Source organism: Streptomyces sp. NPDC012510, assembly GCF_042955065.1.
Taxonomy (GTDB): domain Bacteria; phylum Actinomycetota; class Actinomycetes; order Streptomycetales; family Streptomycetaceae; genus Streptomyces.
Genome location: NZ_JBIBEN010000003.1, coordinates 356330 through 374761, shown reverse-complemented (window position 1 = coordinate 374761; position 18432 = coordinate 356330). Strand labels below are relative to the sequence as shown.

General features: G+C 66.0%; 15 protein-coding genes. 4 read left to right on the top strand and 11 right to left on the bottom strand.

Annotation, left to right across the window (positions count from 1 at the left end):
• Positions 1-18 precede the first annotated feature (18 nt).
• From ACFY9I_RS07110 to ACFY9I_RS07100, 3 genes are read left to right on the top strand one after another with little or no spacing between them, the layout of a single operon-like run.
• Positions 19-1182, top strand: coding sequence for an ATP-grasp domain-containing protein (locus tag ACFY9I_RS07110; protein WP_390997740.1), 1164 nt, complete (start codon positions 19-21; stop codon positions 1180-1182).
• Positions 1183-1184: 2 nt separating this feature from the next.
• Complete coding sequence (locus ACFY9I_RS07105) at positions 1185-2129, top strand: dTMP kinase (RefSeq protein ID WP_390997737.1); 945 nt, start codon at positions 1185-1187, stop codon at positions 2127-2129.
• Positions 2126-3334, top strand: a complete 1209-nt coding sequence (locus tag ACFY9I_RS07100; protein ID WP_390997736.1) for a hypothetical protein — start codon at positions 2126-2128, stop codon at positions 3332-3334. The genes ACFY9I_RS07105 and ACFY9I_RS07100 overlap by 4 nt, the downstream gene beginning before the upstream one ends.
• Before the next feature lie 33 nt (positions 3335-3367).
• Here the strand turns inward: ACFY9I_RS07100 and ACFY9I_RS07095 are convergent, their stop codons facing one another.
• Entirely contained in the window at positions 3368-3838 is a 471-nt protein-coding gene (locus ACFY9I_RS07095) for an NUDIX domain-containing protein (protein ID WP_390997733.1), read from the bottom strand.
• A 109-nt stretch (positions 3839-3947) separates the two neighbouring features.
• On the opposite strand from ACFY9I_RS07095, the gene ACFY9I_RS07090 reads away from it, so the two are divergent.
• A complete protein-coding gene (locus tag ACFY9I_RS07090) occupies positions 3948-4706 on the top strand; it encodes a methyltransferase domain-containing protein (protein WP_390997731.1) in 759 nt (252 codons plus the stop codon).
• Between the two features lie 141 nt (positions 4707-4847).
• Here the strand turns inward: ACFY9I_RS07090 and ACFY9I_RS07085 are convergent, their stop codons facing one another.
• The 10 genes from ACFY9I_RS07085 to ACFY9I_RS07040 all read right to left on the bottom strand — a co-directional run bounded on the left by ACFY9I_RS07085 (position 4848) and on the right by ACFY9I_RS07040 (position 18429).
• Positions 4848-5999, bottom strand: coding sequence for an SRPBCC family protein (locus ACFY9I_RS07085; protein ID WP_390997728.1), 1152 nt, complete (start codon positions 5997-5999; stop codon positions 4848-4850).
• The gene (locus ACFY9I_RS07080; protein WP_390997725.1) at positions 5996-6682 is read right to left on the bottom strand and encodes a flavin reductase; all 687 of its coding nucleotides are present in this window, start codon (positions 6680-6682) and stop codon (positions 5996-5998) included. The genes ACFY9I_RS07085 and ACFY9I_RS07080 overlap by 4 nt, the downstream gene beginning before the upstream one ends.
• Positions 6666-7910 carry an aminotransferase class I/II-fold pyridoxal phosphate-dependent enzyme gene (locus tag ACFY9I_RS07075; protein WP_390997722.1) on the bottom strand — a complete coding sequence of 415 codons (1245 nt, stop codon included), beginning with the start codon at positions 7908-7910 and terminating at the stop codon, positions 6666-6668. Before ACFY9I_RS07075 ends, ACFY9I_RS07080 begins: the two co-directional genes overlap by 17 nt.
• Position 7911: 1 nt before the next feature.
• Positions 7912-9642 (bottom strand): adenosylcobalamin-dependent ribonucleoside-diphosphate reductase, encoded by a 1731-nt coding sequence (locus tag ACFY9I_RS07070; protein WP_390997719.1) that lies wholly within the window; start codon positions 9640-9642, stop codon positions 7912-7914.
• Entirely contained in the window at positions 9639-10526 is an 888-nt protein-coding gene (locus ACFY9I_RS07065; RefSeq protein WP_390997717.1) for a hypothetical protein, read from the bottom strand. Before ACFY9I_RS07065 ends, ACFY9I_RS07070 begins: the two co-directional genes overlap by 4 nt.
• A 72-nt stretch (positions 10527-10598) precedes the next feature.
• On the bottom strand, positions 10599-11615 hold the full coding sequence (locus tag ACFY9I_RS07060) for a polyprenyl synthetase family protein (protein WP_390997714.1): 1017 nt from the start codon (positions 11613-11615) through the stop codon (positions 10599-10601).
• Between the two features lie 48 nt (positions 11616-11663).
• Complete coding sequence (locus tag ACFY9I_RS07055; RefSeq protein ID WP_390997712.1) at positions 11664-12848, bottom strand: argininosuccinate synthase-related protein; 1185 nt, start codon at positions 12846-12848, stop codon at positions 11664-11666.
• A gap of 126 nt (positions 12849-12974) precedes the next feature.
• Entirely contained in the window at positions 12975-13943 is a 969-nt protein-coding gene (locus ACFY9I_RS07050; protein WP_390997709.1) for an amidinotransferase, read from the bottom strand.
• Positions 13944-14184: 241 nt separating this feature from the next.
• Complete coding sequence (locus tag ACFY9I_RS07045) at positions 14185-14868, bottom strand: YqcI/YcgG family protein (RefSeq protein ID WP_390997706.1); 684 nt, start codon at positions 14866-14868, stop codon at positions 14185-14187.
• 990 nt (positions 14869-15858) lie between these two features.
• The gene (locus ACFY9I_RS07040; RefSeq protein ID WP_390997703.1) at positions 15859-18429 is read right to left on the bottom strand and encodes an FtsX-like permease family protein; all 2571 of its coding nucleotides are present in this window, start codon (positions 18427-18429) and stop codon (positions 15859-15861) included.
• Between the last annotated feature and the right edge of the window lie 3 nt (positions 18430-18432).

Below are 18432 nucleotides of genomic sequence, written 5' to 3'. Positions count from 1 at the left end.
CGAACGAAGGAACCCTGAGTGCTTGTCGTAGTCGGCCCTACTCACAACATCGCGCGGATCGCTCAACAACTGGACGACGACGTCGTATTCGTTTACGGGCAGGGACACCCGAAGCGCGGCACGATGCCGATGTCGGGTGAGGAACCCTTCACCGTCGACTTCGACGACGAAGCGGGGCTCACCGAGTTCGCCCGACGAGCTCTGCGACCGAGGGCGCCCCGAGCCGTCGTATCCGTCACCGAGAGGGGTCTGCTTCCGGCTGCTGTGCTGACTTCCGTCCTCGGCACCCCGGGCACGTCGCCTGACGTGGTGCGTGCGACCCGGGACAAGCGGGTGATGCGCGGGGTCCTGGCCGACAAGGCACCCCACCTGACGGTCCACTACGCCGACGCCCGCGACGAGGAACGCGTGACAGCTCTGCTTTCGGTTTGTGACCGGGCGGTGGTCAAGCCGGCGGACGGCACAGGCAGCGCCGAGGTGTCCGTGGTCCATTCACTCGCAGAGTTCCGTTCTCTTCCCCACCGTGAGGGATTCGTCGTCGAGGAGTTCGCCGGCGGAGATGAATACAGCGTGGAATCCTTCTCGACCAACGGTCGCCACGACGTCATCGGCATCGTGGAAAAGGGCACCGAGGGTTTCATCGAAGTCAGCCACATCATGCCGACGACCCTTCCCAGCAGACGGGTCGAGCTGATCACGCAGGCAGTGGAGGATCTGCTCGACGCCCTGGGGCTGGAGAACGGACCGGCGCACACCGAGGTCAAGGTGTCCGGCGACACCGTCAAGGTCATCGAGACGCACAACCGGCCCGGCGGAGGTTGTATAGCGGACCTCGTCACGATCGTCACCGGCATCGACTGGCGAGCCTGCTCCCTGGGCTGGCCGCTGGGCGTACGGCCGATCGCCTCGAAACCCCACGCGGCCGCCGCCGCATCCGTCTTCTTCACCGCTCCGCCCGGCCGAGTCACCCGGGTGCTCGACAGCCCGCCCGAACTGCCGGGTGCGACCGTCGAGTACTGGCAGGTGGATGTCAAAGTCGGCGACGTCGTAGGGGACCTACGCAGTTCGACCGACCGGTTGGGCACAGCAGTTCTGTCTGCGGCATCTGCCGACACATGTCGGCGTGCTGTCCGGGCACTGCGTGCGGAAACCGTCGTCACTACCGAAAGCGCTGGACAGTGAACATGTCGAGTACATCGGCGACCGAGAGCCGCGGCCTGCACATATCCTTCCTCGGCATCGACGGCATCGGTAAGTCGACCCTGGCCCAACACCTGACCGCAGAGCTGCGTGCGCGGGGTCTGACCGTCACACCGGTCTCCTGGCGCAGTTGCCTCGATGCGGAGCTGCCGGTCTGGCCGCAGGAAGCCCTGCGCACCATGTGGATGGACACCTTCAGGTTGCTGTTCGGGGGCGCCGTCCACCAGGGTCGCCCCGTCTCACTGCCGGAGCGGTACGCGGACTGGACGTCGCAACAGTCGGAGGAACGCCTCGGCGAACTGCAGGCCGCGGCCTCCTCGCCCAGTGGACCGCTCGCGGCGGCGCTCGTCGAGTTCGCCGGCAACCTGGTCCTTCACTCCGAAGTCATCCGTCCCGCCCTGGAGCGCGGCGAGACGGTGGTTCAGGAGACGTTCCCCTACAAGCACGTACTCAAGGAGTACCTGCTTGCTTCGGAGCTCGCCGACGGAGCTGATGCCGGCTCCTACACCCCTGGCGACGTCGACTTCCTTTTCAGCCCCATCGAGGAGTTCTTCGGCGGCGGCGCGCTCCGTCCGGACCTGGGCATCCTGGTCGACGGTCCTGTCGAACTGGCCCTGCAGAGACGGCTCGCGCAATCCGGCGCGGTCGGCGTCCTGGAGGATCTGCGCACCGTCGGCCGACACGGGAACGAGGGGTTCATCGCTCTCCAGTCCGCCTCAGCACAGCGTTTCCGTGCGTTCGCGCGGAAATTCGATTGGAGCGTGATCACCGTCGAGGACGCACCCGTGGAGGTGAATACTCGGCGCGGCCTGGACCTGCTGCTCTCGCGGATCGCCCGGGCGCGGCCGTCCTGGGACCTGGAGCAGCCCGGTGACGGGGCAGAGGCAGCACACATCGACATGGTTCCGGCAGAGAGGCTGGCACAGTGAGTTCCGTCAGGCGTTGGTTGCTGTTCGACGAAATCGGTCAGGGCTTCAAGAGCCTCCAGGTCTCCGCGTCGCGGCCCTTGGTCGCTGTTCGGCTGTCGGGCGCCGAGCGGCCGGTGGGCACGACCGAATGGCTGACCTACGACGAGGTGGTCGGTGACCGACTGCACGTGTGGAATCGGGCCACGGGGCTGGAGCACGAGGAGGTGTGCGAGCCCGCCGAGGCCTTCCACACACAACTGCCTTTCGATCTAAGAGCCGAGGCACGCGATCTCGCCCGAGACTTTCCCGGCTCGACCGGGCGCGGCCCCGTGCCCGTGCTGCTCGTGACAGAACGACGCCAGAACGGCACGGTCGAGCACGCGGTGTTCAGTTGCTCGCGGATCCGGGAGTCCGGGATGCTGTTCTCCCGCATCTGGGTCGGGACCCACCCGACCGGTCGGCCGCTCCCCGCCGTGGTGTCCCAGGCGTGTGAGGAGGGCAAGAGCCTTCACGAGCGTTTCAGTGACGAGTCGGCTCAGTACCGACAGTTCGAGGAGGGCGTCGAGATCGAGCTGAAGTTCACCCTGCTCGACGATCCTCATCCCTGGGTCATCGCGAGCGATCTCGCCCGGGCAGTCCAGCGCAGAGAGCTTGAGGGCTTCATCCCCGACCTGGGAACCGAGTTGCAGCGCTGGTCCTACGAACAGGACACCTTCGAGATCCTCAGCCCCGCTGACAAAGCCGGGTACGTGGCGTTCATGCGTTATTACGACGGCACCTACATCGTGAAGTACAAGTTCTTCGAGCAGGACACCCTGCGCAGGATCGAGCGCTTCGACGAGGGAGTGGTCCTGGAGCCCGAGGGCTTCGCCGACTACATCCGCTCGGCGATCAAGGATGCCGAGATCCGAGCCCTGCCACACATGACCCGAACCCGGTTCGACGTCAATGTCGAGTCCGCTCTCACGGGGCATTTCTTCGGTCTGGAGGTGGACGAGGTACGGGCCGAAGGGCGGGTACTGCGTCAGCTTGAGATCGAGTACCACAAATCTCGTGCCTGTCACGGTGTCACTGGAGAGACGATGGAACCGGAGCTGTTCCGGCTCGGCCAGGAGGCGGATCGTCTGCTCGCGGACTGGGGAGTCCGGGCAGAACTCGGTTACTTGTCCAAGCTGTCGTTCCTCAAAGAAGTAGCCGCGGGCACCATGGCGCCCACGGCGAGCTGAGGAGCCTCGGGGTTCCCGGAGCTTTCCGGAGTGTCAGGCGACGATCCCGGTGGCCCACGGACCGCCAGGAGCCAGCTCCGCCAATGTCTTGATCAGTTGCGGTGGCTCCACGGGGTCGGAAAGACTGTCGAGCGCGTTCCAGCGCACCCATTGGTAGCCCTGGAGCTGTTGTTCCTCGCTGGACGCAAGGCCGCCCGGACTGACTTCGGGGGGCGAGCCGAGAAGGCAGACGAAGAACGCCTCCTCGCCCTCGAAGTCGACTCCGTTCCAGCGCAGTTTCCGCCGCACGACGACAAAGCGGTCACCGATCTCGGTGCCCGGCAGCCCGGTTTCCTCCCACAATTCCCTCCGGGCCGCGGCGAGTGGCTCCTCATCCGCTTTGATGCCACCTCCCGGTGGCTCCCAGATACGCCTCCCGCTCACAGGGTCGCGCCAGCGGAGAAGCAGGATGCGCTGCTGCTCGTCGACGCAGATGACACGCACCGAAGGACGGGACGATTCCATGAGTTCAGCCTAGCGCTCAGGGGCTTACCCGCGCGGGGTGCGGCTTGCCGCGTACCGGCACACGGTGGGTCCGGCAAGGAAGACGAAGAGAGAAGGGAAGAGCGACATCATGCCCAACAAACAGGCCCAGCAATGGTCGACGACCGAGCAGTTCTGGGCGGAACTCCACGAGGTGATTTTCGACGAGGCCCGGATCCGTCGCGGCGAACGGGAAGCAGCCGAGCTCACACAGCTCGTCGGCCTGGACTCGCCCGCGCGGATTCTTGACGTGTGCTGCGGACCGGGTCGCCACGCCATTCCCCTCGCCGCTCGCGGGCACCACGTAACGGGAATCGACAGCACAGAGCGTTACGTGGAGATCGCACGCGAGCGGGCCGCCGACGCGGGGGTCGAGGCCGTGTTCGTCCACACCGACGCACGCGGCTACAGCAGCACCCCCCGGGTGGACGTGGTGCTCAACCTGTGGTCGTCCTTCGGTCACTTCGCCGACCCGGAGGACAACGTGGCGGTGCTCAGGCAAGCCCATGCCTCACTCCACGACGGGGGCACCTTCGTCCTTCACCTCCGGTCGAGGGAGACGTACAACGCCCGCCAGACGCCGGAACGTTCCTGGGCGGAGCACAAGGGGGCGCTCTACCTCGAAGAACGCTATGTGGCCGACGACTGGCGGCGCGTCCGAGGCCGCTGGGTCGTGGTCGACTCCTCCGGCCGGCGCGACTTCCCGTACGAGTCATGGCTGTACTCGGGTGAGGAGCTGACAGCGATGCTCCGCACGGTCGGCTTCCGGGACATCTCCCTCCACGGTGACTTTAGCGGTGCGCCGTACGGGCAGTTCTCCAAGCACCTGGTGGTGGTCGCGCACCGTTGAACGCCACAGTGATGTGACGCCGGCGTGCGAGGTTCCGGAACCACAGGGATGCGGGACCGGGTGCACGCCCTGTTCGTGGACGAGGACTCCGCCGCCTGACTGGTGTTTCGGGCGAACGGAGCCTCGTTCCATGGACTTCGACTACACGGACTGGCCGACGCTCTGTTCAATGGCCCGGCACAGGCTGTCGCGGAAGTAGTGCAGCCCCACCTCGTTGCGCCCGAAGAGCAGTTTCTGCGGTGCGGACGTCAGCCCCCGCTGGATCGACTCGGCCGCTGCCACGTCCTCGGAGAGCACCTTGGTGAACAGCGCGATGTTCTGCCGTAGCGTCTCAGGCCTGAGCAGGCCGTCCTGCCCGGCGATGTGGAGCACCCGGATCTCGCTCGTGTCAGGGGTCAGCGGGCTGATCCGCAGAGTCGTGACATGTCGCTTCTCCACGAAGACGAACGTGCTGGGGAAGACGAAGTACACCACCGTCACGAGTGGGCGGAGCACCCGAAGGCCGGCGGGGGTGTCACGCACTTCGCGGATCTCCCGCTTCGGCGCCACGATCCTCGCGTGTTCGCCGAGTTGGTCGAACAGGGCCACCTCGGGGACGAACACGTACTTCTTCATGTCCGGATGCAGGCTTCGGAAGTGGTAGACCTCCAAGAAGCCTTCCACCCCCAGCTTCCAGTTGAAGCGGCCGGTCAGGCGGTCCTCGCTCCAGATGGTGTCGTCCTCGAACCGATACCCGTCGAAGTCCTCGCCCAGCGGGTCCAGGTGAGCGGCGAGTCCCCTCCGCTCGCCATCGGCTGCGCCTGCCCAGATGAAGCCGTACTTCTCCTGCACTGGCACGGAGAAGAGATCGCGCCCCGCAAGGGCGGAAGGCGAGAAACAGCGTGCCTGGTCCGGCACATGGGCCAAGGCGCCCTCGTCGTCATAACGCCAGGCGTGGTTGCGGCAACTGAACCCGTTGACGCTGGTGCCCTGTTCGGACTCCACCAGCCTCGCACCCCTGTGGCGGCAGACATTGAGGAAGGCGCGTACGTCTCCCTTGCGGGTCCGAACGGCGAACACAGGGCGGCCATGGACCTCATCCGTACGGAAGTCGCCGGCTTTGGCCAGTTGGGAGGAGTGAGCCAGCAGCACCGGTCGCTCGAGGAACACCGACCGAAGCTCCTGCTCCAGGCGCACGGTCCCCAGGTAGTCGTCGGTCCCGACCGACCGCTCCGCCGCCGCGGTGTCGGTGGTGCCGTTCGCTATGTGGGCCAGGATGCGGTCGATCAGTTCCTGCTGTGTGGAGGGCTTCACTGTTCCCTCCCCCCCAGGCTCCGGTACTCGCGCATCTTGGCCTCGCGCTTGAGGGGGTCATCGGTGAATCGCTGAACGCCGAGATTGGTCCCCCGACTCGCGTAGACCCGGTTGAGGTAGACGAGGATCGGCATGTCCTCCAGCCGGACCTCGTCCTCGCCCAGCCATGCGTCGTCCACCGAACACTCCGTCATCCGGCCCAGAACGACCTGGTGCGACGGTGGCACGTCGAGCCCCAGTTCATGTCGGCCGAGATTGCCGACCAGAGTGCACGCCATGGAGATCGGGCAGCTCGGCAGGTACGGCAGGCCGCTCTCCGGGAGCCGGTCCACCACCAGCCCTGCCTTCTCCAGTTTCTCCGGTTCCTTGCGCCACGAACGTGTGCCCGTGTAGTCGGCTGCCTCCAGACCGTCCTGAAGCGGCAGGTTCACGACGAACGCGCCCGTGCGCCGGATGTTCTTGTAGGTGTGGCGACGTGGCTTGATACCCACGGCGAGAATGGGCGGGTCGAGGCAGACCACACCGACTGCCGACATCGCCGAGACGTCGACCACTCCGTCTTCGCTCTCGGTGCTCAGCAGGACGACCGGGGACGGCACGTAGAAGGCGTTGGGCGCGATCGAGGTGCGTCTCGACTCGCCGGCCGGGTCCTGTGTCCGGTTCTGCTCAGCGGAGGGTGCCACAGTTCTTCACCACCTTGAGAACACCTTGTGCGTACTGGTCGAGCAGGTCGTCGCACGGTTCGTGCAGATACGGGGCCGGAAAGCTCAGACACGCCTCGTAGTACGCCTCGGCGCCCGGCAGTTCACCCTGCTGGTAAAGAGGCCGGTCGACCCCGGGTCGGTAGTACGACGGCTCCAGGTGACGAGAGGTGAACATGTTCAGTCGATGCAGCGGGCGGTTCGACGGACGGTCCACCGCCAGGCCCTCTGCCTGGAGCGCCGCGATGAACCGGTCCAGTGGAAGACCCCCGAGCTCGTCTGCGTCGTACAGGGCCTTGTACCCGTACCAGCCACCGCGCGTGACATCGGCAGCCGTGGTCGGCGGGCGAAGCCCCGGAATCCCTTCGAGCCGATGGCTCAGACCCTCAAGGACCGAGGCCTTGACCGCGATCCGCTCGTCGAGGTCACGGTACTGCTCGGTGCAGACGACAGCGGTCAGTGGGCTGAGGTGGTAGTTGGCCCCGTAACCCACCGCGCTGTCCTGGGGCGGGAGCACCATCTGCGCACGTTCGTGGCAGTGCCCCAGCATCAGCGCGCGCTGGTACACCTCTTGTGCGGAGGTCATCATCACTCCGCCGGTACCGCCGGAAACCATCTTGCGGGCACCGAGGCTGAAGATGGCCGCGTCCGAGAAGGCTCCGACGCGTTTGCCCCTGTACCGGGCCCCATGGGCGTGCGAACCGTCCTCGATGACGCGCAAGCCGTAGCGGGCCGCCAACTCGGTGAGCCCGTCGAGGTCGACCGGATGCCCCCACATGTGCGTGACCACCACGGCCTTGGTCCGCCCGGTGATCCGACGCGCCGCGTCAGCAAGGTCGACATTCCCGGTGATCGGGTCCACGTCGCACAGTACGGGCACAGCGCTGAGCAGGAACAGCGGGGCGACCGTGGCGTGGAAACTGTAGCTCGGCACGATAACCTCGTCACCGGGTTCGATGCCGACGGCGTAGAACGCCATGTGGAGGGCGGCGGTTCCGCTGGCGGCACCCAGGACGTACGGTACGTCGTGGTAGTCCGCCACCACTTCCTCGAACTCGGCCATATGAGGGCCGAGCGCGTAGTCCGAAAGGCAAGCCGCGTCGAGCAAGACGTCGATCTGCCGCCGCGCCGGGCGGGACAAGTGGGGCCACGGTGCTGGCAGCGGTGTGGTGACGGCAGGAGCGCCGCCGTCAATGGCGAGCTGGGTCATGTCACAGTTCTCCGGCGAGTTGCTTACTCTGACGAGGCGGTTCGGGCTCACTCCCGACGTGCGACGTGAGCAAGTCACGGTCGCGGGAGCCTTCGCGGTAGATGGACAGACCCTTGCAGCCCAGTCTCCAAGCCTCGAAGAAGGCGTGGGACACGTCCGCGACCCCACTGGCGCGTGGCAGGTTGACCGTCTTGGACACCGCGTTGTCCGTGTACTGCTGCCATCGGGCGACGGTCCGTACATGCCATGCCGCCGGGATCTCGTGGGCGTATCGGTAGGGAGCCATGACGTGCGCCGGAAGGGGAAGCTCATCGAGGGGCTTGTTCCGGAGCAGTCTCAGAGCGTCGTCCCGTTCGAGTCCGGCATGCCGCCGCAGCTCGCCCACGAGGTCCTCGTCGGCGTAGACGATGCCGTCCGCCCTGATGACGTCCTTGTTCCACACCGGAGCGAACCTCGGCTCGATACCGCTGGAGCAGCCGGCGACCATCGAGATCGTCCCGGTGGGCGCGATGGTGGTGATGGCACAGTTCCGAGCCGGCGTACGACGTCCGCTGTACGGCCAGTTGGGGTAGGCGCCCCGCTCCTGGGCCAATCGCTCACTGGTGCTCCACGCGGCGTCCCGGATCACGCTCCCCAGACGATCGATCAGCCCCATGGCTGCCTCCGAGTCGTAGGGGATGCCGAGCGCGATGAGCAGGTCCGCGTAGCCCATGACGCCGAGTCCGAGGCGCCGGTTGGCCCGCGCCATGTCGGTGATGCGAGGCTCGGGGTACTGGGAGGCGTCGATGGCGTTGTCGAGCAGACGCACGGAGTCCCCGACGGTGTCACGCAGCAAGTCCCAGTCGAGATCGGACCGGTTCGGGAGCAGGAAAGCCGCGAGGTTGAGCGAACCCAGATTGCTCGCCTCGTACGGGTAGAGGGTCTGCTCGCCGCAGGGATTGGTGGTACGGATCGGTCCGAGGTGGTCCAGAAGGGGATTGGACCGGTTCATGGTGTCCACGAAGAGCACCCCGGGATCACCGGTCCGCCAGGCGTTCTCACAGATGCGCCGCCAGATGTCGACGGCGGCGATCCGTCCAGGGGCTCGTCCGGAGACCGGACTGACGAGTTCGATCTGGGTCTGCGACTCCACCGCCCTCATGAAGGCGTCGTCGATTGCCACGGAGATGTTGAAGGTGTGCAGTTGGCCGACGTCCCGCTTGGTGTCGACGAACTCCATGATGTCCGGATGGCGCACGGACAGAGAGGCCAGATTGGCGCCCCTCATCTTGCCGCCCTGCGCGACCACCGTGGTCTCCGCATCGAACAGACGCAGCCACGACACCGGGCCGCTCGCCCCGCCCGCCTCCGCGGTGCTGATCGGCGCGCCTCGCTCGCGTAAAGGACTGAGGTCGAATCCGGTACCGCCTCCGCTACGGTGGCAGGCGGCCGCGCTCTTGAGCGTGTCGAAGACACTCCCGAAGTCGTCGCTGAGTGGCAGGACGAAGCACGAGGCCAACTGGCCCTGCGGGGTACCGCTGTTGTTGAGGATGCGGCCCGACGGCCAGAACCGGTTCTCCTCCATGAGAGCCCGGAAACGCGCCGACCAGCGCCGCACTTGCTGGTCTCCGGCCCCGTACTGGCGCTCCACTTCGCCGAGTACGCGGGAAACCCGGTCCAGGAGTTCCTCGGTGGACTCGATCCATTGGTCCTGGCGGCGGGCGAGTTTCGCTCTCAGTACCTCGGAGTTCACGACACTGTCCTCACGGGCGCCTCGGGCGCCGACGGGGACTCCGCGTTCCCCAGCAGCGCACGGACCTTCTCGTGTTCGAGCAGGACGCGGAGCCCTTCCGCCACGGTCTCCGACTGGGGCCGACCGTCTACCTCAAGCACGTGCCAGCCCCATCGCTTCGCGGCGGTCCGGTACTCAGCCGCCAGCGCGCTCTGGAAGGAGAGATACGACTCGCGCCCGGGGCGACCGGCGAACTCCAGGTCCTCACCCGCACCCAGACGGCCGTTCTGGGCCATGCGCCACTCGTACGACAAGTGCGGGTCGGCGGCCAGCAGGAAACCCATGTCAGGTTGGAGGTACGGATCGGAGAAGACGCCCGTGACGTGCTCCGCCAGTCTGTGCAGCGTCTCCGACGGCACCTCTCCGTCCGGCATCTGCTGGGCGAGACGAAGACACTTGAGGACGTTCTTGAGACCGAAGCCGTCGTTCAGTGCCACGCCGCCGCGGGCGACGACCGGGGCGGTCACAGCGGTCTGCAGCAGGTAGTGGCCGGCCAGCTCGACCAGTGCGGAGGTGATCACACCGGACTGACGTGCCTGCCCTTGGGCCTCCCCGATACGGCGCGGAAGGTCCGACGCGCCGAAATCGGAGAAGAGCTGGGGCACGAGTTCGTCGATGGGCTGCTCGTCGATGGTGCGCCCCGCGTAGAAGAGCCGCCAGCCCTCCACGCCGAGTTGTTCGACGCTTGTCCGCGGGAATCCAGCCGGAAGGGTGGCGACGGCACCGGCCCACGTGACATCCGCGACCTCCAGGCCGCGAGCGCTCAGTTCCTTCCGGAAGGCCTTGGCGAGTGTTGTCTTGCCCGCTCCGTCGATTCCCATCAATGCGAGAGATATACCTGCCAACAGAGTCACCTGCGTCCACGAGTGAGAGTCAAGTCTGGGTGTGTGTCAGAGCTGCGCCGCGCACCACCGCGGTCAGCGGGAAACGTCGTCCGGGAGGCCCATGGCCGCCAGTTGGTGGAAGTGGTCGCGCACGTCGTCCGGGAGGTCCAGTTCGCTGATGGCCGCCGTGGCCTGAGCGACCATGCGCCGGGCCAGGCTCTCCGTCCATTCGCGGCCACCCGTGGCAGTGATCAGTTCGGACGCCCGCTCGACCTGCCAGTCGGCCAGCTCGCCCTCCTGGCCGAAGAGCTTGCGCAGATCATCGCCGCGGGTCTCGTCATTGAGCGCGACGGCGATCGGCAGGGTGCCCTTGCGTGCCTTGATGTCGAATCCACGAGGCCGACCACCCGTCTGATCGGGGGTGCCCCAGATGCCCAACATGTCGTCGCGGGCCTGGAACGCGACCCCGACGCACTGCCCGAAGTCGGCCAGCGTGTCGACGGTCCTGTCGTCGGCACCCACGAGGACGGCTCCGATCGACGTGGCGCACCGCATGAGCGAGGCCGTCTTCGACTGGGTCATCGTCATGGACTCGGCGACGGTGTAGTCGAAGCGCCGCTCGAACGTCATGTCCAGGGTCTGGCCCGCCAGCATCCGTGCCGACGTGTCCATAGCCAGATCCAGCGCCTTGAACCGCATCGGCGAATCGCTTTCCAGCAGTACCTGCTGAGCGAGTGTCAGCAGCGCTGTGCCTGCGCAGATCGCCTGTCCCTCACCGAACACGACCCATGCGGTTTCACGCTGACGCCGGAAGCGGTCACGGTCCATCACATCGTCGATCAGGAAGGCCCAATTGTTCAGGAACTCCACGGCCAGAGCGCCGGAGACCGCACCCCGGAACTCGCCCCCACCTGCCTGTGCCGACAGGAAGGCAAGTGCCGGCCTGACGGATTTGCTGCCGCGCCGCTGCACCGGCCGCCCATCGGCGTCCCGCCAACCCATGTGGTAGTCGACAACTCGCCTGATCTCCGGCGAGAGCCGGGAAAGGGCATCGGTCATGGCGGGTGTCACGAGTGTCCGGGCCTCGCCCAGGATTTCAGGAAGATTCATTTTTCATCACCTATGCATCATCTGCAGGGAAAATTCTACGAAGCAGGCTTACATCAGCTGACTCAGTTCAGCGTCGATGCAAGACCGCTCCCAGTCCTCACGGTTGCGTATGTATCGTGGGTTCGCCGCGACGATCGACGTCGTGCTCGCGTTGCCCGATGAGAAGAGCCAGCGAACCGTTCCGGTGACGGGAGGAGCGCAGGCGGCGATGAATGCCTGACAGGCGCTCCGTAGCTCCCCGTACCAGCGCCCTTCCAGTGCCTCACGCACCCACAATTGCTCGACATGCAGCTTTTCGCGGATGAGTTCGGCATCGAGAGTAGCTGTTTCCAGATGGCGATGAGAGCGCAGGAGAAGCCAGGCCGCAGGCGCTTCGCGGACTTCCATTACCTTCGTTCCGCAGGCGAGGTGTTCAAGGCCGGTGCTGCGTCCCAGTCCATGCCGACCGACTCGTTGATTCAACGTGGAGACGATGGAAGTGAGGGGCAACTTCTCATCGTTCACGGCCACGGGGAGGCCACCCTGGAAGGAGATGTCGATGAATTCTTCCCGAGCTTTCCCGGACGGGGCGGTCCAGCGATATAGATGCTCTGGCACCACGTGGGACTCGGGGTCGTCAAGCGTGCCTGACTCGAATTCGCGGCACCAGAGATTGGAGTCGCCGCTGACGGTGCGCTCAGCCACCTCACCCACATCAAGGTGTTGCAACTCCCTCATCTTGCATTCTCGGTCGACCGGATTCAGGTCGTACGGGCTTCCGTAGCGTCCTGAGAAACCGAGTAGCTCGAGGGCGCCGTTCAGTCGCCGCAGACTGTTCTGTGATCGATTGGCGGTGTGCAGTATCGTCACCGCGCCGATGTCACGGGCGGTTTCGACAGCGATCTTGGCGATCAGCGGGCGACTGAGTGACGAGCTGACTGGATGCGTGTCCAAATAGACCGCGTGCGCGGCGATGGCCGGAGCCACATACTCGCTCGCGAAGGCTGTCCGCGCATCGACCACATGGAGCTGGACACCGAGTCTGTCCGCGATCAGGGCGGCGGCGGCCGCGGTCTCATCGCCTCCCAGATCCACGTTCAGTGCATGAACCTGAGTCGCACCCGCCTGCTTCAACCGGTACAGCAGGTAGGTGCTGTCCAGTCCTCCACTGAAGAGTGCCACCACTGGCCGACCGAGGTCCACGCCTCCTTTCGTGATGTCCGTGAACGAGCGAATAAGTTGATTCTTCCGCAATGCGTATTCCTCGCCGAACAGGCACGCTTGACGTGCAGGAAAAGTCGCGGCCGACGAGGAAGGCAGCCCAGGAGAAACGAGGGTTCATTTCGCCGTTCGACTCGTCGGGCAATGAGTCGTCGTAGGTCACAGATAGGACTGGAGCGAGCCCCGACGACGGATATCGAGCGTGGCGCAGTGGAATGATCCGCCGAACGAGTTGAAGTGACGGAAACTGCAGGGGATCGGCGTGAAGCCGAACTGCTTCATCGCCTTGATCATCGGCTCGTCCTCGCGCTCGACGATGACTCGCTGCTCATCCAGCATGAGAATGTTCATGTTGAGCCACTTGCTGGTCATGTAGAGAGGGTGCGAGTCGGGTATGACCGGCTTGGGGGCACGCAACACGTCCCACCGCTTGAACAGGTCCGGCACCTCGGTCACGCGTTCGGGATGGATAAGCAGTTTTCCCGGAGCCAGCGGCACCAGGGTGGCATCGATGTGCATGGGGTGCCGGTCGTTGAACTCCAGGACGTGGATCTGATACTCGTCGCCCAGGTGTCGCCTCAGCCACTCGATGCCAAAGTCATTGGTGACGTTGCTGCGTTGGGCGATGATGTCACGGCCCAGGCGAGTGAAGTCCGCGGCGTCGAAGGTCGGCTCGAACTCGGTCACCACCAGCCGTGTCGGTCCGTCCTGACCCGGGTCTGTCCACTCCAGGTCGAACTGGTCATCCGTGAGTTCGGGCTTGGGGCCGGCGCTCCATCTGGCTCCGGAGCGGAAATACTCCTTGAGAAGGGGTCTGTAGGCAAGAGACTCGTAGTAGCGCGACCGCCAGGCCATCGGGCACTCGATGATCTCGTTGCCCACCACCAGCAGGGCGTCACGCGGCATGGCCGCATACAGGCCAGTGCTGGCCCAATCCAGGGTGCTGTACGTCTGGTTCTGCGGAATCGGCTGAGGGCGGCGTACGGTCACGCCCTCGCCTTTCAGGATCCGGACGAATTCCTCGAGTTCCCTACGCGCCGCCTCTACCAGGTGAGGTGGGAACGGGCGGCCCGCCTGCCGGCGGAAGGTCTCGTGCTGATTCGACGGCAGGACCGGTGGCAGGGACATGTGCCAAGTAGGGAAATGGGCCCCGTCGACGATTCCGACGATAACCTCCTCCAGCGGATCCCACTCGGTGAAGGAACTTACGGAGCTGGAGCGCTGAATTTGGGCAGCTTGATGCAGAGAATGGGGTGTCAAGATTCGAGATCCTTGCAGTCTTTTCTGGCGCGGCACTAAGCCTGCTCGCCGATGCCGGCAGCCGCTGTGCCCTGGGAAACTTTTGCCTCAGGATTCAGGAACGCCAGATTCAGGACTGTGTGACATCCAGCGGTTGATCCTCGTCCCCGAGGAAGAAGTGGAGTGCGTCATGCTCATCGGGGTGAAGGTGGTCACCCAGGCTCGGGTGGGGACGCACGGAGTCGTAGGACATAAGCCGTCGACGGATTTCGCCACGCGAGTGTGCGCTTCTGAAAAGGGGTTTGTCGAAGGAAGAACGCGCCTGCACTATCAGGGTGAAATGCGAACCGACGTTACGGCTGCGTCTTCTCTTGTGTCGCGGGGAACTGAAGTTAATAAAGAGTTCAGTGCGGTCCAGTCGCAGCCTCCAGTCCTGCTGCCCTGGCCTCGGAAACTCTGCGGAATTTCCATCCAATTCGTTCTGTTCCACGACAGATCGCACGATATTACGGGCGAGTTGGTAATCGTCCTCTAGTGTCGCTTCTCCCGACTGTGGGACAAAGATGACACCTACGGCGTCGGGTGCTTCCTCGAAGCGCCGGCACAACTCCTTGAGCAGGGAGACAATGGAACTCAAGGTCTCTTCTTCAGTCAGTCCGAAGAATATTTCCTGCCGCACGAAAGGGGCGGATGAGAATATGCAAGGAAATTCCGGACTATCCACGATGGAGCTGAAGTCGTGGGCGAGTTCATGCAAATCGCCCCGGGATGACGCATCCCCCCTGCGGAGCTGCTTGAGGCCATACAACATCATTCCCCCCGTGCCCATTCAAATGCATTGCATTGCAACGTCGCGGCGGTCAATCCGCTACATCCTGCATACCCAACCAGCCCTGCTCCGGGTGCGTCAAGGTTCGGCAATCGCGGTGCCGGACTTCCCAGAGAAGAGATGATCAAGGCGTAGATGAGCAGATCTTGCACTTCTTCCCGTTCTTTGTCTTTGGTCTGATTTGACGCCTATTGGGCTCGGCGGTGGACGTGCACATTTTTGTGCCGCGAGTTCCACCGGCTGGTAAAAAATGCGGAGATGAAATGTCAGGCGCTACACTGAGACCGTCGCATCGGCGGTGGGAAGGGGGAGACGGCGGACTGCTTTGATCCGCGACGACTCGAAATTCCACGCCTCACCGGCCACTCGGCGCCTCGACGACCTTGGCGGACGTCTCCCTGTTCGGCTCCAGGACGGTCAGGTACGAGTTCCTCGGCGGTGATCCCTTGCGTCCGGTCGCCGTTGGCGCCTATGAGCAGGGGCACCCGGCTCCCCGCGCCGGACGCGGCTCGTGTCCCTCGGTGGCCAGGAGCCGGTCCGACTCCCCGACGGTGCGTCGCAGACGCTCGACCCGCGCACCGGGCGTACCCCACGGCAGTCCGGCCTTGTTGTGCTTTGCCTGGGCGTACCCCGTGCCGAGCCCAGCTCCAGTGCATGGCCGGATGGTCCGGCGGGACCAGCGTCACGTCGTAACGGAGCTGCTCGGGCACTGCGGCACGTCGCGCGCCGCGCCTCCTCGGCTGGCGTGGGGCTGAGCAGATTGACTCCGAAGCGAGGCGGGCGCGGCGTGAACTCTCCTCACTTCAACGGGAATTGAGTCGACGCTCCGTCGAGTACGTCACCGGTCCGTGAATGTCGCCAGCACACGTACACGCCCACCACCACCACCGCTGCCGGCGAGCGTGCGGGCAGGGCGTCGCGACGCCGCCGAGGCCCCTCAGGAACGACCCCGGCGGCGCTCGCTCACCGGTCCGCTCACTCGTGGGCGATGGCCGCCAGCACGTTCATCCGGGACGCGCGCAGCGCGGGCAGCAGGGCCGCCACGACGCCCACCACGGCCGAGCCGATCACCACGGCGATGACCGTGCCCCACGGGATCGCCAGCGCCTTCATGCCCTGCAGTGCCAGCACCTGCTGCACACACACCCCCCAGACCAGGCCCAGCGCGAGGCCGAGCACGGCGCCGAACACGGCGATCACCACCGACTCCAGCCGGATCATCCGCCGGAGCTGTCGCCGGGCCAGCCCGATGGCGCGCAGCAATCCGATCTCCCGGGTGCGTTCGACCACCGACAGGGCGAGGGTGTTGACCACGCCGAGCACGGCGATCACGATCGCCAGGCCGAGCAACGCGTAGACCAGATAGAGGAGTACGGCGATCTGGCCACGCACCAGTTCCTTGTAGTCGGCCTGGTCGCGGACCTGTACCTGCGGATAGGTGTCCAGTGTCCGCTCCAGGTTCGCACGCAGTTCGTCGGCGCGGACACCGGAGCCGGCGTTGACGTACAGCGCCGAGTCCTGGCCGTCGGGCACGTACTTCTCGATGGTGCCCATCCCGAAGTACAGACCGCCCTGCATGCCGAAGCCGTCGGCGGTGTCCTGGTCGGTGAGCGCGGCCACCGTCAGTTCGGCGTCCCTCCCGGCCGGGAACCGCACCGGGATCGTGCTGCCGACCGTGACGCCGTGGTCCCGCGCGAACTCGACGTCCATGGCGATGGATCCGTCGGCCAGCGCGGCGGCGCTGTCGCCCTGGGCGTAGGTGACGTTGGCGACGTCGTCGAGCCGGGAGTCGTAGGCCGAGGCGGTCGTCTCGATCCGCTTGCCGTCGGGCAGTTCCACCGCGACCGGGGTGAAGCGCTGCCGTACGACGAGGCCGGTGCCGTCCGTGGCGCGAACCTTGTCGGTGACCTCCTGGGGGAACGGCATGAAGTTCTGGTTCTGGACGACGAAGTCGGCACCCAGGGTCTTGTCGATCTCGTTGTCGAACGACTTGGTCATCGAGGCGCTCGCCACGGACATCCCGCCGACCAGCGCGATTCCCACCATCAGCGCGGCGGCGGTGGCCCCGGTCCGGCGCGGGTTGCGCAGGGCGTTGCGCTGACTCATCCGGCCGACGGGGCCGAACAGCGCGGGGAACGCACCGCCGAGCACGCGGATCACCGGCCGAACGAGGAGAGGGCCCGCGACGACGGTCGCGATGAGGGTGAGGACCACACCGAGGCCGAGCAGCGTGGCCGCCGACCCCGTGTCCGAGGCCACCACACATCCCACCAGCGCGGCGGTCCCGGCCGCCCCGACGACCGCGCCGACCACCGCGCGCACCTTGAGCGGCCGCCCCACCCCGGCGATCTCGGCGTCCGAGAGCGCCGCCATCGGCGACACCGCCGCCGCCCGGCGGGCGGGCAGAAAGGCGGCCACGAAGGTGACGCCCAGACCGACGACGTACGCCGCGATCGGCGTCCCCGCGCCGATCACCATCTCGGTCGACTTCAGGTTCATGCCGAGCACGCCCATGAGTTCCAGCAGCCCGAAGGCCAGCCCGATGCCCACGGCGAGGCCGAGCGTCGACCCGACCAGACCGAGCAGCGCCGCCTCGGTGAGGACCGACCGCCGCACCTGCCGCCGGTCGGCGCCGAGCGCGCGCAACAGGCCCAGTTCGCGGGTGCGTTGGGCGATCAGCATGGAGAAGGTGTTGACGATGAGGAAGATCCCGACGAGCGTCGCGATACCGGCGAAGCCGAGCATCACGTACTTGACCACGTCGAGGAAGCCGCCGAGCGAGGCCGCCGCCGACTCGGCCTGCTCGTCGGCGGTCTGGTAGTCGTAGGCGCGGGTCCCCAAATCGTCGGCGATCCGCTGCTTGAGCTGTGCGTCGCTCAGGCCGGGCGCGGCGGTGACCGAGATGCTCGTGGCGGCGTCGGGGTCGCCCAGGAGCCTCGTCTGCGCGGTGGGGGTGTCGAGGAAGAGCAGCGCGGCGCCGGGGTTGGTGGTGGTGAAGGTGGCGATGCCGACGATCTCCACCTTGAAGGAGCCCGGCCGGGCGAGCACCGTCAGGGTGTCGCCGATGCTCACGCCCTTGTTCTCGGCGGTGTCCGCGTCGAGAAGCGCCTGGCCGGAGCCCTCCGGCACGTGACCGCTGGTCAGCTTCACCGGGCTGCGGTCGGTGAGGTACCAGTTGGTGGCGGTGGTGGGGGCACCCGTCGTCGGACCCACCGACTCGTTCCGGCTGTCGACGACCGTGATGTTCTCCACGGACGCGTCCACATGGGCGTCCGCGACACCGTCGATCTCCGCGACGCGCTGGGCCAGGGACGCGGGCACGGTTTCGACCGCCCCGGTCGGCAACTGCCCCTCCAGGTCGTCGTCCCTCGGTCCCACGGTGACATCGGCCGAGGTGGAGGCGAAGAGCCGGTCGAAGGTGCGGGCCACCGTGTCCGAGAAGATCAGACTGCCCGCGACGAACGCCACGGACAGGACGACCGCCAGCGCCGACAGCACCAGCCGCCCCTTGTGCGCGAGGAAACTCCGCAGGGTCGCCTTGAGCACGGT